Below are 14,521 nucleotides of genomic sequence, written 5' to 3' on the forward strand. Positions count from 1 at the left end.
GCGGCGGCCATCATTCTGCGGCTTGACCCTTTGCAAGTGCGTCATTGGCGGCGTCGGCCGGGCTATCTTCGAGCAGGAAGCCGCCTGACTGGCGCTGCCAGAGCTGCGCGTAGAGCCCGCCGCTGGCGACGAGCTGCTCATGCGAACCTTCCTCGATGACATGGCCCTTGTCCATGACGACGAGCCGGTCCATCGCGGCGATGGTCGACAGCCGGTGGGCAATGGCGATGACGGTCTTGCCTTGCATGAGCTTGTAAAGGTTCTCCTGGATGGCGGCCTCGGCCTCTGAATCGAGCGCGGACGTCGCCTCGTCGAGAATGAGGATCGGTGCGTCCTTCAGCATAACACGGGCGATGGCGATGCGTTGGCGCTGGCCGCCGGACAATTTGACGCCGCGGTCGCCGACATGGGCGTCGAAACCCTTGCGGCCAGTGGCGTCGACAAGCGCCGATATGAAGTCCCGCGCCTCGGCGCGGCGTGCCGCCTCGATCAGCATCTCCTCGCTGGCATCGGGCCGGCCGTACAGGATGTTCTCGCGCACCGAACGATGCAGCAGCGATGTGTCCTGCGTGACCATGCCGATCTGGGCACGCAGCGAATCCTGCGTCACCGAGGCGATCTCCTGGCCGTCGATCAGGATCCGGCCAGCTTCCAGGTCGTAGAAGCGCAGGAGAAGATTGACCAGCGTCGACTTTCCGGCGCCCGAACGGCCGACGATGCCGACCTTTTCGCCCGGCTTCACCGTCAGCGACAAGCTCTCGATCACACCCTTCTGCTTGCCATAGTGGAAGCGGATGTCCTCGAAATGGATCTCGCCCTTGGTGACGACAATGTCCTTGGCATCAGGCTTGTCCTCGACCAGGCGCGGCAGCGAGATCGAACCGATGCCGTCCTGGACCGTGCCGATGTTCTCGAACAGGCTGGACATTTCCCACATGATCCATTGCGACATGCCCCACAGCCTGAGCACCAGGCCGATGACGACAGCAACGGCGCCGATCGTCACCGCCTGGCCGAGCCACAGCCACAGCGAGATCGCGGTGACCGAGAACAGGAGCAGCGAGTTGAGTATGTAGAGCAGGCCGTAGAGCACCGTCACCAGCCGCATCGACCGGTAGACCGTATCGAGGAAGCCCGCCATGCCTTCCCTTGCGAAGGACGCCTCGCGCCGCGCATGCGAAAACAGCTTGACCGTCTGAATGTTGGAGTAGCTGTCGACGACGCGGCCGGTCATGGTCGAACGCGCATTGGCCTGCTCCTCGCCGACTTTGCCCAACCTCGGGATGAAGAAGCGCAGCAGCCCGATATAGCCGATGAGCCAGACGACCAGCGGCGCGGCGAGCCGCCAGTCGGCCGAACCGACGATGAAGAGCATGCCGAGGAAATAGACGATGATGTAGTTGAGCACGCCGATCAGCTTGATGACGCATTCGCGCACGGCGAGCGCCGTCTGCATCAGCTTGGTCGCGATGCGCCCGGCGAACTCGTCTTGATAGAAGGCCATCGACTGCTTCAGCAGATAGCGATGCACCTGCCAGCGGATGCGCATCGCGTAGTTGCCCATCAGCGTCTGCTGGTTGAGCATCGAATGCAGCCACACCGTGCCCGGCAGCGCGAACAGCACGATGAAGGCCATGCCGGCGAGCTTCCAGCCCTCGGTCTGCAGGAAGGTTTCGCGATTCTGCCCCGACAGCCAGTCGACGATGCGGCCGAGGAAGCCGAACATCCACACTTCGGCAAAGGCAATTGCTGTCACCAGGATCGCGTCCAGAATGATGTAATGCCAGGCGCCGCGCGTATAGTGCACGCAAAAGGCGACCAGCGTCTTCGGCGGCTCTACCGGTTCGGCGGCAGGGAACGGATCGAGCCTTTTTTCAAACCAGCTAAACATTGTTATGCTCGCAAATCTCTCTTCCGCTCAGGCGGCACGGCGGTGGTCAACGTCCCCGGAGCGCGCAGCGTCCCCGGAGCGCGCAGCGTCTCCAGGCCGCATGGCGTCAAGGACCGATGGCCCGGAATCACCCGGGCCATCGGTCCTGCTTCGCCCAATATAGGGTGTCGCGGCCTTTTCGCCGACAGGCTCGTTTGACAATCCTGACGGCGCGGTGTCAACGACCCGGATCTTCGCGCCTGGCCGGATCAGCCTGATGATCCGGCGCACCAGCGAAGGACGACTGTGGTCGGGGACGGCGCGCGAGAAATCGACATCGGGCAGCATGCCGCGATGCGGACGCCGGCGCGTTTCGGCGTGGACCGCCGACGAATAGGTTTCGCCGATCAGCAGCGCCCAGGTCGCCATCTTGCGCTCGTGCAGGCTTCTTGAGCCGGGTATTTTACAGGGATCGAACATTGGTCCGTCCTCCATGTGAAGATGCGATAGAAAGGGTGAAACAAGCTCGACCGCCGGCATTCGGCCGGAGAGACGGGTTGCGTCGGTCGGGATGCGACAAGTATCGGTCCGGACAGGATGCCAAGCATCGGTCCGGACACGTTCAGGTGGGGCGCTCGGCCCCTTTCGCGGTTTGAAAAACATCGCAGGATTCCTTCGAAAGCCGAAAACAGGGTTCGGCGGGAATCGGTGCGATCAAATCTTAAAGTGTCAGGAGAATCGTCGTACCGAAACCGCCGTGGGGCGTACAAGGCCCCGAGAGGGGTGCTGGATGTGCATGGTCATCATGAATTCCCCTCCTTCGGTTCGGGTTGACAATGGAACTGACATACCCGACTTCGCAGAAAATGACCACCCGCCAGTCCAGCAATTTCCGAAACCGCGAACCCGCTGTGGCCGATCTGCCACGGATCAAAAGGGCCTGGAAATGAACGACGGTCTCCGCATCGCGCTCTACCAGCCTGATATCGCCGGCAATACCGGAACAATCCTGCGCTTCGCCGCCTGCCTCGGCGTTGGCGTCGACATTATCGAACCGGCCGGCTTCCCGATCTCCGACCGCTCGCTGAAACGGGCCGGCATGGATTATCTCGAAATGGCGCGGCTTTCCCGGCATGTCGACTGGCAGGCCTTCGAAGACTGGCGCCGAAGCGAAGCGCGGCGGATGGTGCTGCTGTCGACCAAAGCCGCGATCGCCTACACGGATTTCGCCTTCGCTGCCGGCGACGTACTCCTCTTCGGCCGCGAATCCGCAGGCGTGCCGGATTCTGTCCACGAGGCGGCCGATGCGCGATTGACGATCCCGATGCAGCCCGGCGCGCGCAGCATCAATGTCGCGCTTTCCGTGGCCATGGTGGCCGGCGAAGCGATCCGGCAGCTCCGATAGGATTCGCCGGCCATCAGTGGGTATGGCAATCACGGCCGCTTTCTGGCCCCCGGCTGCTTCCTGGCCAACGACTGCGCCCTCTCTTGTCATTTTCACCCAGGCGCACATCGCCTTCTCCTGCGGTTTGCATATTCAGGGTTTCTTGGTACAAGCTCAACTTAACTTGAGGTCAAGCGGAAAAATTCGGATGGCTCCGGTAACGGAATTGACGGTCGGTCAGGTGGCGGCGCGCAGCGGCGTGGCGGTATCGGCGCTGCATTTTTACGAGGCGCGCGGGCTGATCCGCAGTCACCGCACGTCAGGCAACCAGCGCCGCTACGGGCGCGACGTGCTGAGGCGGGTGGCGATCATCAGGATAGCGCAAGAGGTTGGCATCTCGCTGGCCGGGATCGGTGCGGCGCTCCAATCCCTGCCCGAAGGCCGCACACCGACGCGCGAGGATTGGAATCTGCTTTCAACGGCTTGGCGCGACGAGCTCGATCAGAAGATTAGCCAACTGAAGAAGCTGCGCGACGGGCTGAGCGACTGCATCGGCTGCGGCTGCATGTCGATCGACAAGTGCCCGCTGCGGAACAAGGACGACCGGCTGGCGAGGGAGGGAACAGGGGCGAGACGGCTGCTTGTCGAGCGCTAGCGCATGTCGCCCAAAAGTGCGCAGCGGTTTTGGGATAACGACATGCGCCAACAAGAACTTGAAGCGAGTCGCGGAACGCGGCGCGCTTCAATCCGCAGCCGGCAACCGCCTGATGGTGAATTCGATGACGTCGCCAGGACGCTCGAACCAGCTTTCGATCTCGGTCCAGTAGGCCTGCTTGGGAAAGCGCTCGAACCATTCCTGCGCCTTGAGGCGCGCATCGGGGCGCGGCAGCACGAAGGTCTCGCGCAGGAAACCGTCGCGCGGCATACGCTCGCGCTCGGCGCGCGAACGATCAAGCCTTTTCTTCAAGCCATCCAGCGGCGGTCTTGCCGGGGTGCGCACGAAAGAACTCCTTGCCCCTTGATCAGACTTGACGCTTCTACCCAAGAGATTAGGGATCGCGCCCGGAAAAGACGAGTCTTTTGTCGGCTGCAACTGGAGACAGCATTTGGAACGACCTGAAATACCCGTGGGGCTGCCGGCCGACATCGAACAGAAGAAAATGAAAGCCAGGCTTTGGTTCGAGACGCTGCGCGAGCGCATCTGCGCCGCCTTCGAGCAGATCGAGCAGGATCTTCAGGGGCCGCTGGCCTCATGGTCGCCCGGCCATTTCGCGAAGACGCCGTGGGAGCGCGACGAAGGCCGCGGCGGTGGCGGCACCATGTCGATGATGCATGGCCGTGTCTTCGAGAAGGTCGGCGTCCACACCTCGACCGTCCATGGCGAGTTCTCGCCGGAATTCAGGAAGCAGATGCCGGGCGCGGAGGAAGACCCCAGCTTCTGGGCGAGCGGCATTTCGCTGATCGCCCATCCCTGGAATCCCAACGTGCCGGCAGTGCACATGAACACGCGCATGGTCGTCACCTCGCGCCATTGGTTCGGCGGCGGCGCCGACCTGACGCCGGTGCTCGACCGCCGCCGCGTCCAGGACGATCCCGACACACTTGCCTTCCACCGGGCCATGCAATTCGCCTGCGAGAAGAATGCAGCAGTCGCCGACCACGCGAAATTCAAGGCCTGGTGCGACGAGTATTTCTACCTGCCGCATCGCAACGAGCCGCGCGGCACCGGCGGCATTTTTTTCGACTGGCTGCATTCGGGCGAGGACAGAGGCGGTTGGGACGCCGATTTCAACTTCGTCCAGGATGTCGGGCGATCTTTTCTCGTCGTCTACCCACATCTCGTTCGGGCCAACTTCAACGACAACTGGACCGACGGCGACCGCGACGAACAGCTCATTCGCCGTGGCCGCTACGTCGAATTCAACTTGCTTCACGATCGCGGCACCATCTTCGGACTGAAGACCGGCGGCAACGTCGCCGCGATCTTGTCCAGCCTGCCGCCTGAGGTAAGGTGGCCGTAGCCGGAAATGGCCAGCAACCGTGGGATGCAGGCATAGATACGCAATATAAGGACGGGTCGTTTCGACCGATTTCAGGTTAGGCCATGAATCAAGATATCCGGCTTTTTGGCGCCATTGCGGTCAGACCCGCCGTGCTTGCTCTCATATCTCAGTTCGAAACTGCCACAGGATTCACAGTTGCTGTCAAGTGGGAGCTTAATCCGACAGTAAAGAAGCAGATTGAGGCTGGGGAACCTTTTGACCTCGTCATCATCAATCCGAACCTGGTTCAGGATCTGACCGCCTTGGGAAAGGTCAAGGCAGGAAGCCAGGTAGCGTTTGGCCGGATAGCAATGGGGGTGGCGGCCAAGGCAGGCAGCCAACCGCTCAACATTGGGTCCGTGGAAGCATTCGAACACGCTTTGAAGAGCGCCAGATCAATCGCCTACGCCAGTGAAGGAACCAGCGGTGGCTACTTCTCCGGTTTGCTGGAACGCTTGGGAATAGCGGATGAGGTGAAGCCCAAGCTGGTGGCCGTACCAGGAGGGCAGACAGCGCCGGCCGTAGGCCGTGGGGAAGCCGAATTGGGGGTCGTTCCCGTGACTTCGATTCTCGCCGCCGCTCCACAGGTCATGCTTGTCGGTCAGTTTCCGGCAGAACTCCAAAGTTATGTTGACTTCGCCATTGGCATCAGCGCCGATACAACGGACGCAGAAGCTGCCAAGCAGCTGTCGGATTTTCTGGCGTCGACAGCCGTTGATGACATCTTGGCTGCAAAGGGCGTCGAGCGCCCTAATCCTTCTCAAACACGATCTAAGCAGTCGCGTCACGTGGCCGTAAAATAACGGTGAGCGGGGCGTGAAACCGCATTCGTGTCCCATTCGCCTGATTTTGGCGGGGAATGTGGCGCTACGAATATCTTTTTCGTCTAATACACACTTGAAATAATTCGATTATTTGTCGTTTCCGGGCCGGGAAACGCCGGCGGTTCTTCCTCCTCTGGAACCGCGACCCGACGCGACCGGACGGCCCATAATTGAGTGGGGCACCCTGCCCAAACGGGTGCCCTCATTTTCCAGGAGAGCATGCCATGCGCAAGCTTATTATGACGGCTGCGGCTGCCGCCGTTCTCGCCTCTGGTGGCGCCGCCTTGGCCGCGGTCAAGCACACCACGGGCACGGTCAAAACCTATGATGGAACGGCCATGAGCCTTGTTCTGGATGACGGATCTACCTTTACGCTGCCCAAGGCCTTCAAGGATCCTGGCCTGAAGGCCGGCGAAAAGGTCCGCGTTTCCTGGGACATGAGCGGCAAGAACAAAATTGCCGTGGCAGTCAAGATCGTGAAGTGATGGCCTCCCGCTGGAGCAAGACGATAACCGGTCTTGTCTCCGGGGTAGCGTAAGAGGGCGGAGCAGCGATGCTCCGCCTTTTCCGATCCTTCGGATGCCCGGCGCTGTTATGCAACTGAATCCGCCGACATGTGTTATGCTAGTCCTCAAACGAGAAAGGGAGAGAGCCAATGAAGGAATTTCAATGCGGGTCGCTCGTTCCCGGCTGCGACTGGCACACGCGCGCCGATGAGGAAGCCGAAGTCATGCGCCGCGCCGTCGAGCATATGCGCGAGACGCATGGCGAGACGGTCATCCGCGAGACGATGATCGAGGCGATCCGTTCGCGCATCCAGAAGGTTCGCGACGCGGCCTAGACCATGATCCCGAAAAGTGGGAACCGGTTTTCGGACAAGATCATGGTCAGAAGGAATAATTAAATCTCAAGCGCCTCTTCGGCGCGCTTCAGCAGCGCGCCGCGGTCGAGCGCGAAGCCGGACTCCACCCACTCCTTTTCGAGGTTTTTCAAGGTCTCGCCGAGTTTCGGTCCCGGCGACGCGCCAAGCGTCGTCAGGTCGGCGCCCTTAAGCGGAAAGTCTGGCTTTTGCCATTTTCCGGCGAAGGCAAGCAGGCGCGAAAAGCCACCGGCTTCGAGCAGCGCGTCATTGTCCTCAAGCGCGCGCACCCGAGCGGAAGCGAGCGACAGCCGCAGACGGTCGACAAAACCTTGACGGTCGCCACGATAGAGTCTTTTTGCGAGCTCCGCTTCGCTGACCTTCGGCTCGACGCCCCCCGTCAGCGCCCAGTGCCGCAAGCGTTCCGCCTCGCCGCCCGAGAATTTCAACCGCTCGGCCAGCGTCTTCATGCGCTGGGCGTCCGGCGGCACGATCGCTTCCAGCCTAAGCAGCGGGTCCGGCGCCCAGCCCAGATCCTTTTCGGTCTTGGCCAACCCGTGAATAGCGTCGATGCCCCATTTCTCGCTCTCCGGCAGGACGCTGGTCAGCACGCTGGCCTGGCGCATCCACAGCAAGGCACGCGATGGATCCGGCGCCGACAGGAGCTTCTTCAGTTCGGACCAGACACGCTCGGCCGACAACCGGCCGAGCCCTTCTTTGAGCCGGGCGCAGGCCTTCAGCCCTTCGGCATCCGGCCGGCCGTCGCCATACCAGGCGAAGAAGCGGAAGAAGCGCAGGATGCGCAGATAATCCTCGCGGATACGGGCTTCCGGATCGCCGATGAAGCGCAACCGTCGCGCCTCAATGTCGGCAATGCCGCCGACCAGGTCGATCACCGTGCCGTCGGCTTCGGCATAGAGCGCGTTGATGGTGAAATCTCGCCGCTCCGCGTCGGCCTTCCAGTCGCGCCCGAACGAAACCTTGGCGCGCCGCCCATCAGTCTCGATGTCGGCGCGTAAAGTGGTGACTTCATATGGCTTCCCACCGGCGACAACAGTGATGGTGCCGTGCTCGATGCCGGTCGGCACCGCCTTGAAGCCCGCCCTCTCGGCCCGGCGGATGGTTTCGGCCGGCAGGCAGGTGGTGGCGATATCGATGTCTGCGACCGGCTGGCCGATGAGCGTGTTGCGCACCGCGCCGCCGGCGACGCGCGCCTCCTCGCCGCCCTCCGCCAATACACCGAGCAGGTGTTGCAGATGCTTATCGCCGAGCCACTCGGCCCTGCCCGCGAGCGACACGCGGCCGCTCACGGATAGAGCCTCTCATAGAGCGTGCGGATGATGCCGGCGGTGACGCCCCAGATGCGCTGGCCGCCATAGGGCATCTCGTAGAAGAACCATTCGAGATCGTTCCACATGCGGCTGTCCCTGGTGTGGTTGGCCGGGTCCATCAGGAAGCGCAGCGGCACTTCGAAGGCAGCGTCGACCTCGTCGGCATTCAGCGTCAGGGAAAATCCCGGCCGCACCATCGCCAGCACCGGAGCGATGCGATAGCCGCTGCCGGCGACATAGTCGGGCATGCGGCCGATGATCTCGATCCGGTCCCGGCCGAGCCCGATCTCCTCGAAGGTTTCGCGCAGGGCCGCCGCTTCCGGGCTTGGGTCGGTCGGATCGATCGTGCCACCGGGAAAGGCCACCTGTCCCGAATGATTGCGCAGTTTTTCCGCCCGCTTGGTCAACAGGACCGTGGCGTCGCGACCGTGATCGACCACCGGGATCAGCACGGCGGCGTTGCGCAGCGCTTTGGCCTGCTTCATCCTGGGATGACCAGGGTTGAAGCGATGGTCGCCGAAATCGTCGCCAGCATGGGCTAGCGGCTGTGCCGCGACGCGGGCGCGAAAATCCTCGGCTGAAAAGGGCGTGGGCGTCACCTGGTCCATCATGTGTTGTCCGTCACGTGCTCAGCCGATTGAGTTTTTCCGCCGGCATGATCGGGTAGACCGCGCCTTTCGAGCGCACGGCAAACATCCTTCTGCCGTCGATTTCGATCTCCTCGCCATACTCGACCAACTCGTACATCACCGGCCGCGCAACCAGCGCTTCCAAGCGCCCGCGCACCAGAACATAGGGCTTCAGGCCACCGGTCGCGTCCTCGTCGACGAAGCGCAGCGGATGACCCGGACCGGCCTCGACCACGTCGCCGACATTGGTGCGAAAGGTGATGATCTGGGCGTCGCCAGTGCCGGAAACATCCATCTCGACGGCGATGAAGGGCGCATCGACGACGCGGATGCCGACCCGTTCCACCGGCGTCACCAGATAGGTTCTGCCGTCTTCGTCCTTGCGCAACACCGAGGAAAAAAGCTGCACCAGCGGCATGCGGCCGATCGGCGTACCCAGGTAGAACCAGCTACCGTCCTGCCTGATCTCCATGTCGAGATCGCCGCAGAAGGCCGGATTCCAACGTTCCACCGGCGCCGGGCCCTTGCCCGCGCGGGCCGCGCGGGAGACCAACGCTTCCAGCCCCCGTGCCTCAGTAGCGGCCGTCAGACTGTCCTGGCGAAGGTCGGCGCGTTCCGTCATGGTCACGAAATAGTCACTGTTGTTCCGCTTGTCAGCCTAAGTCTGTGATTTAAGTTCAAAGAGGCACGCCAGGCGAGGCCGAATCGCGGCATTCTGCGGCACTGTGAGGTGCAAGCCGGTATTTCCAACCAGAAGGATCGATGCTGCATGAGCGTGATGATCAAGGAAAGCCCGATCAGCGAAAAGGACATGATCGCCGATGCCGAGAAGGCGCTGGCCGACATTTCCAGGGTTCGCGATGGCGTTGGCCGCGTCATTTTCGGCCAGGAGAGCGTCGTTGAGCGCACGCTGGTGGCGCTTCTGGCCGGCGGCCACGCTTTGCTGGTCGGCGTTCCGGGCCTCGCCAAGACCAAGCTGGTCGAGACGCTGGGCATCGTGCTTGGCCTCGATTCCCGCCGCATCCAGTTCACGCCCGACCTGATGCCGTCCGACATTCTCGGTTCCGAGGTGATGGAGCAGGATGAATTCGGCAAGCGCTCCTTCCGTTTCATCTCCGGGCCGATCTTCGCGCAGCTTCTGATGGCCGACGAGATCAACCGCGCCTCGCCGCGCACCCAGTCGGCGCTGCTGCAATCGATGCAGGAATACCACGTCACCATCGCCGGCGCCCGCCATGATCTGCCGGCGCCCTTCCACGTGCTGGCGACGCAGAATCCGCTGGAGCAGGAGGGCACCTACCCCCTGCCCGAGGCGCAACTCGACCGTTTCCTGATGCAGGTCGATATCCTCTACCCCGATGTCGAGGCGGAGCGCCGCATCCTGCTGGAGACCACCGGCGTCGAGGACGCGAAGGCGCAGAATGTCCTGCAGCCGGCACGGCTGAAGGAGATCCAGACCCTGATCCGCCGCATGCCGGTGCCGGAAAGCGTCGTCGAGGCGATCCTCAAGCTGGTGCGCTCGGCGCGCCCCGGTCAGGGCAATGCCGAGACCGACAAGCATGTCGCCTGGGGCCCAGGCCCGCGCGCCAGCCAGGCACTGACGCTATGCGCCCGCGCCCGCGCCCTATATGATGGACGGCTGGCGCCGTCGGTCGACGATATCAGAGCACTGGCCGAGCCGGTGTTGCAGCACCGCATGGCGCTGACCTTCGCCGCCCGCGCCGAGGGCACCACGGTGCGCGACGTGGTGGCGAAACTGGCAAAAGGTATCTGATGGCGCGCATAGGCGAGGTCCAGGCACCGGCTGCGACGCGCGACGCGCTCGCCCGTGGCCGGTTGCGGGCCTCGCTGGTGCCGGACCTCTTGGTCGAGGCACGCCGCATCGTCAACACGGTGATCGCCGGCTGGCATGGCCGCCGCAAGCGCGGCATCGGCGAGAATTTCTGGCAGTTCCGGCCCTATGTCGAAGGCGATTCCTCGCGCATCGACTGGCGTCGCTCGGCCCGCGACGACCACACCTATGTGCGCGACCGCGAATGGGAGGCCGCCCATACGGTCTGGCTGTGGGCCGACCCTTCGCCCTCCATGCTCTACAAATCGACCGGGGCGACCGTCTCGAAGGAATCACGCGGTTTGGTGCTGGCGCTGGCCATGGCCGAGCTTCTGTCGCGCAGCGGCGAGCGCATCGCCTGGCCGGGCCTGACCGATCCGTTCACCGCCCGCAACGGCGCCGAGCGCATTGCCGCCCAGCTCGCCCATGCCTCCGGCCTGCCGGCAAAGCCCGACCTTTCCGGCATCCGCCGCTTTTGCGACATCATCCTCATCAGCGATTTCCTCGACCCTGTCGAGGACACCATGGCCTGGCTCGACGTGCTCGCCCGCCATGGAGTGCGCGCTCATCTGATCGAGGTCGCCGACCCGGCCGAAGAGACCTTCCCCTATGCCGGCCGCACCGAATTCACCGACCCGGAGACCGGCGAGAAGCTGACCGCCGGCCGCGCGGAGACGCTGGGCGATGAATACCGCCTGCTCTACAGCGCCCGCCGCCAGGAACTGGCCGGCTGGTGCAAGCGGCTTGGCTGGAGCTTCACCGTCAACCATACCGACCGCCTCGCCTCCGAGGCGCTGGTGCGCATCCATATGGCGATGACCGTCGATGGCGGTCATGCCGGGCTGGCCGGTGGCGGTCATGCCGGGCTGGCCGGTGGCGGCCATGCCGGGCTGGCCGCCGGTGGCGGCCATGCCGGGAGGATCGGCGCATGAGCTGGCTGCCGCTCTCGTTCGGCGCGCCCATGGTGCTGTGGGGTTTGCTGGCATTGCCGGTGATCTGGTGGCTGTTGCGGCTCACGCCGCCAAAGCCGCAGACCGAGACCTTCCCGCCGCTGAAGATCCTGGCCCGTGTGCTGAAGCGCGAGGAGACCCCACATCAGAGCCCGTGGTGGCTGACGCTGCTCCGGCTTTTGATGGCGGCCCTGGTCGTCGCGGCCGTGGCCGAACCGGTCTTCAATCCGCGCGAAAAACTGCCGGCCGAGGGAGCAGCGCTCGCACTGGTCATCGACAATGACTGGGCCAGTGCAGCCGACTGGGGCAAGCGCGTCGCCACCGCCGAGCGGCTGATCGCCGATGCCGGGTCCAATGGCGTGCCGGTCGTCATCGCCTTCACCGCCGAAAAGCCTAATGCCGAGATCGGCCCCTTCGACGCCGCCGCCGCCCTCGACCGGCTGCGCGCGGCTAAGCCGCGGCCGATCCCGACCGACCGCCCGGCCGTCTATGCCCGCGTCGCCGCAACCCTGGAGAGCTTGCCGGGCGCCAGCGTCGCCGTGCTGGCCGACGGTCTGGCGGCGAAAGGCGACGAGGCCGCCTTCAACTCGCTTCTGTCGAAGAACGCCGCCCGTGTGATCTGGGCCGTCTCCGATCGGTTGACATTGACCGGCCTTACCGGCGCCGACAACCAGGTCGACGGCTTTGCGCTGACCGCCATCCGCGCGCCAGGCGACCCGGCGCCGGCACAAGTCACCGCCGGCGCCTTTGACGACAAGGGCCGCCGCATCGCCGACGCGACGCTGACCTTCGCGCCGGGCGAGGCCACCGCCACCGGCACGATGGCGGTGCCGTTCGAACTGCGCAACGACTTCGCCTCGATCGCGCTCGACGGCGAGCGCCAGGCCGGCGCCGTGCGCGTCCTCGACGAGAATTCCAAGCGCCGCCGCGTAGGGCTGCTGTCGCAGGCCGAGGCCGATCAGGCGCAGCCGCTTCTGTCGCCGCTCTACTATATCAGGCGCGCGCTGCAGCCCTTCGCCGATCTGGTCGAACCGTCGAGCGCCGACCTTGCCGACGCGATCCCGCAACTGCTCGACCAGAAGCCGGCAATGATCGTCATGGCCGATATCGGCACCATTCCCGAGCAGGTGCGGCAAAGGCTGGTCGACTGGGTCGACAATGGCGGCACGCTGGTGCGCTTCGCCGGCTCGCGGCTGGCCGCCGCCGGCAATGACGACGACCTGCTGCCGGTCCGCTTGCGCACAGGAGAACGCTCGCTCGGCGGCGCGCTGTCATGGACGACGCCGCAGCCGGTCACCGAATTCCCGAAAACCAGCCCCTTCGCTGACCTCGCGCCGCCCGCCGAAGTCACCGTCACCAGGCAGGTCCTGGCCGAACCGACACCTGACATCGTCGAGCGCACCTGGGCCACGCTGGCCGATGGCACGCCGCTGGTGACCGGGCTGAAAAAGGGCAAGGGCACGCTGGTCCTGTTCCATGTCACGCCGGAGGCGACGTGGTCGAACCTGCCGATCTCCGGCAGCTTCGTCGAAATGCTGCGGCGCATCGTGCAACTGTCGCGCAACCAGGGCGCGGTGGTCGCCAATGCCGAAGCCGCCGCCACCTCGCTGGCGCCCTACCGCATGATATCAGCCGATGGCACGCTGGTGCCGCCGACGCCCGATGCAAGGCCGCTGGTGCCGGGTGCCGGTCCGTTGCCGGTGACGTTCGAGAACCCGCCCGGCCTCTACGGTTCCGAAACCGGCGTCTTCGCCCACAATCTTCTAAATGCCGAAAGCACTTTCGCGCCGCTGGCCCGTCCTGAGATCACCGTGCCGGTCACTACCATCCAGTACGCCGTCGACGAATCGCACGATCTGAAAGGTCCACTGGTGGCCGCGGCTCTCGCTTTGATGGTGCTTGACACACTGGCCGTGTTCTGGATGGGCGGCCTGTTCTCGCGCCGGCCGCGCCGTGCCCGGACCGCGGCGACCGCGGCCGCCCTGCTGATCGCGCTCAGTGCCTTCCTCGGCCATGCAGACATTGCCCGCGCCGACGATGCAAAGCCCGGCGACACCCAGGCGATCGAGGACATTTCGAAGACCAGGATCGCCTATGTGCTGACCGGCGAGCCGGGCGTCGATTCGATCAGCCGCGCCGGGCTCGAAGGCCTGACCCGTTTCCTGATCGAGAAGACCGCGCTTGAACCCGGTGCGCCGGCCGGCGTCGACATCTCCAAGGACGAACTGTCCTTCTACCCGCTGATCTACTGGCCGATCGATCCCACCGCGCCGATGCCGAGCGAGGCCGCGATTGCCCGCATCGACGCCTATATGCAGCAGGGCGGCACGGTTCTGTTCGACACGCGCGACCAGTTCGCCAACGGCATCGGCGCCGATTCGACCAGCCCGGCGACGGAGCGGCTGCGCGACATCCTCGGCAATCTCAACGTGCCGCCGCTGGAACCGGTGCCGTCGGACCACGTGCTGACCAAATCCTTCTACATCCTGCCCGAGTTTCCCGGCCGTTTCGCCGGCAGCCCGCTCTGGGTCGAAGCCTCGCTCGAAGCCAGCAACACCCAGAACCGCCCCGTGCGCACCGGCGACGGTGTCTCGCCGATCATGATCACCGCCAATGATTTCGCCGGCGCCTGGGCAGTCGGCGAGAATGGCGACCCGCTTTTGCCGACCGTGCCGTCCGACCCGATGCAGCGCATCTATGCGCTGCGCGCCGGCGTCAACATCATGATGTACATGCTGACCGGCAACTATAAATCCGACCAGGTGCATGTGCCGGTGCTGCTTGAACGGCTGGGGCAGTAA

The 14,521-nt window shown here is 64.2% G+C and carries 15 protein-coding genes; 9 read left to right on the top strand and 6 right to left on the bottom strand.

Annotated elements, in window-relative coordinates; all coding sequences use genetic code 11:
• Positions 1-10 precede the first annotated feature (10 nt).
• Both MESS2_RS26685 and MESS2_RS26690 read right to left on the bottom strand, forming a co-directional pair.
• Complete coding sequence (locus MESS2_RS26685; protein ID WP_008877701.1) at positions 11-1,891, bottom strand: ABC transporter ATP-binding protein; 1,881 nt, start codon at positions 1,889-1,891, stop codon at positions 11-13.
• A gap of 27 nt (positions 1,892-1,918) precedes the next feature.
• The gene (locus MESS2_RS26690; RefSeq protein WP_008877702.1) at positions 1,919-2,350 is read right to left on the bottom strand and encodes a hypothetical protein; all 432 of its coding nucleotides are present in this window, start codon (positions 2,348-2,350) and stop codon (positions 1,919-1,921) included.
• Between the two features lie 466 nt (positions 2,351-2,816).
• Here MESS2_RS26690 and MESS2_RS26695 point away from each other — a divergent pair, with 466 nt between their 5' ends.
• Entirely contained in the window at positions 2,817-3,275 is a 459-nt protein-coding gene (locus MESS2_RS26695) for a tRNA (cytidine(34)-2'-O)-methyltransferase (protein ID WP_008877703.1), read from the top strand.
• Between the two features lie 187 nt (positions 3,276-3,462).
• Complete coding sequence (gene soxR, locus MESS2_RS26700; protein WP_008877704.1) at positions 3,463-3,909, top strand: redox-sensitive transcriptional activator SoxR; 447 nt, start codon at positions 3,463-3,465, stop codon at positions 3,907-3,909.
• A gap of 87 nt (positions 3,910-3,996) precedes the next feature.
• On the opposite strand, the gene MESS2_RS26705 is transcribed toward soxR, so the two are convergent.
• A complete protein-coding gene (locus MESS2_RS26705) occupies positions 3,997-4,254 on the bottom strand; it encodes a hypothetical protein (protein WP_008877705.1) in 258 nt (85 codons plus the stop codon).
• Positions 4,255-4,360: 106 nt separating this feature from the next.
• Here MESS2_RS26705 and hemF point away from each other — a divergent pair, with 106 nt between their 5' ends.
• The 4 genes from hemF to MESS2_RS26725 all read left to right on the top strand — a co-directional run bounded on the left by hemF (position 4,361) and on the right by MESS2_RS26725 (position 6,961).
• A complete protein-coding gene (hemF, locus tag MESS2_RS26710) occupies positions 4,361-5,275 on the top strand; it encodes an oxygen-dependent coproporphyrinogen oxidase (protein WP_008877706.1) in 915 nt (304 codons plus the stop codon).
• Between the two features lie 83 nt (positions 5,276-5,358).
• The gene (gene modA / locus MESS2_RS26715; protein WP_008877707.1) at positions 5,359-6,099 is read left to right on the top strand and encodes a molybdate ABC transporter substrate-binding protein; all 741 of its coding nucleotides are present in this window, start codon (positions 5,359-5,361) and stop codon (positions 6,097-6,099) included.
• A gap of 245 nt (positions 6,100-6,344) precedes the next feature.
• Positions 6,345-6,605, top strand: a complete 261-nt coding sequence (locus tag MESS2_RS26720; RefSeq protein WP_008877708.1) for a DUF1344 domain-containing protein — start codon at positions 6,345-6,347, stop codon at positions 6,603-6,605.
• Between the two features lie 170 nt (positions 6,606-6,775).
• A complete protein-coding gene (locus MESS2_RS26725; protein ID WP_008877709.1) occupies positions 6,776-6,961 on the top strand; it encodes a DUF1059 domain-containing protein in 186 nt (61 codons plus the stop codon).
• A gap of 59 nt (positions 6,962-7,020) precedes the next feature.
• On the opposite strand, the gene MESS2_RS26730 is transcribed toward MESS2_RS26725, so the two are convergent.
• From MESS2_RS26730 to MESS2_RS26740, 3 genes are read right to left on the bottom strand one after another with little or no spacing between them, the layout of a single operon-like run.
• Positions 7,021-8,289 carry a CCA tRNA nucleotidyltransferase gene (locus MESS2_RS26730; RefSeq protein ID WP_008877710.1) on the bottom strand — a complete coding sequence of 423 codons (1,269 nt, stop codon included), beginning with the start codon at positions 8,287-8,289 and terminating at the stop codon, positions 7,021-7,023.
• A complete protein-coding gene (locus MESS2_RS26735; RefSeq protein ID WP_040594121.1) occupies positions 8,286-8,918 on the bottom strand; it encodes a CoA pyrophosphatase in 633 nt (210 codons plus the stop codon). The genes MESS2_RS26730 and MESS2_RS26735 overlap by 4 nt, the downstream gene beginning before the upstream one ends.
• A 13-nt stretch (positions 8,919-8,931) precedes the next feature.
• Positions 8,932-9,561, bottom strand: a complete 630-nt coding sequence (locus MESS2_RS26740) for a DUF1285 domain-containing protein (protein WP_040594103.1) — start codon at positions 9,559-9,561, stop codon at positions 8,932-8,934.
• Positions 9,562-9,708: 147 nt separating this feature from the next.
• Between MESS2_RS26740 and MESS2_RS26745 the strand changes: the two genes are divergently transcribed.
• From MESS2_RS26745 to MESS2_RS26755, 3 genes are read left to right on the top strand one after another with little or no spacing between them, the layout of a single operon-like run.
• A complete protein-coding gene (locus MESS2_RS26745; protein ID WP_008877713.1) occupies positions 9,709-10,713 on the top strand; it encodes an AAA family ATPase in 1,005 nt (334 codons plus the stop codon).
• Positions 10,713-11,702, top strand: a complete 990-nt coding sequence (locus MESS2_RS26750; RefSeq protein WP_008877714.1) for a DUF58 domain-containing protein — start codon at positions 10,713-10,715, stop codon at positions 11,700-11,702. The genes MESS2_RS26745 and MESS2_RS26750 overlap by 1 nt, the downstream gene beginning before the upstream one ends.
• Positions 11,699-14,521 (top strand): DUF4159 domain-containing protein, encoded by a 2,823-nt coding sequence (locus MESS2_RS26755; RefSeq protein ID WP_008877715.1) that lies wholly within the window; start codon positions 11,699-11,701, stop codon positions 14,519-14,521. Before MESS2_RS26750 ends, MESS2_RS26755 begins: the two co-directional genes overlap by 4 nt.

Origin of the sequence: Mesorhizobium metallidurans STM 2683 (assembly GCF_000350085.1) — a bacterium.
Lineage (GTDB): Bacteria > Pseudomonadota > Alphaproteobacteria > Rhizobiales > Rhizobiaceae > Mesorhizobium > Mesorhizobium metallidurans.

Coding starts and splice junctions, on each gene's coding strand:
- MESS2_RS26685 (WP_008877701.1), bottom strand. CDS start 1,891: ATGTTTAGCTGGTTTGAAAAAAGGCTCGATCCGTTCCCTGCCGCCGAA.
- MESS2_RS26690 (WP_008877702.1), bottom strand. CDS start 2,350: ATGTTCGATCCCTGTAAAATACCCGGCTCAAGAAGCCTGCACGAGCGC.
- MESS2_RS26695 (WP_008877703.1), top strand. CDS start 2,817: ATGAACGACGGTCTCCGCATCGCGCTCTACCAGCCTGATATCGCCGGC.
- soxR (WP_008877704.1), top strand. CDS start 3,463: ATGGCTCCGGTAACGGAATTGACGGTCGGTCAGGTGGCGGCGCGCAGC.
- modA (WP_008877707.1), top strand. CDS start 5,359: ATGAATCAAGATATCCGGCTTTTTGGCGCCATTGCGGTCAGACCCGCC.
- MESS2_RS26720 (WP_008877708.1), top strand. CDS start 6,345: ATGCGCAAGCTTATTATGACGGCTGCGGCTGCCGCCGTTCTCGCCTCT.
- MESS2_RS26725 (WP_008877709.1), top strand. CDS start 6,776: ATGAAGGAATTTCAATGCGGGTCGCTCGTTCCCGGCTGCGACTGGCAC.
- MESS2_RS26735 (WP_040594121.1), bottom strand. CDS start 8,918: ATGGACCAGGTGACGCCCACGCCCTTTTCAGCCGAGGATTTTCGCGCC.
- MESS2_RS26740 (WP_040594103.1), bottom strand. CDS start 9,561: ATGACGGAACGCGCCGACCTTCGCCAGGACAGTCTGACGGCCGCTACT.
- MESS2_RS26745 (WP_008877713.1), top strand. CDS start 9,709: ATGAGCGTGATGATCAAGGAAAGCCCGATCAGCGAAAAGGACATGATC.
- MESS2_RS26750 (WP_008877714.1), top strand. CDS start 10,713: ATGGCGCGCATAGGCGAGGTCCAGGCACCGGCTGCGACGCGCGACGCG.
- MESS2_RS26755 (WP_008877715.1), top strand. CDS start 11,699: ATGAGCTGGCTGCCGCTCTCGTTCGGCGCGCCCATGGTGCTGTGGGGT.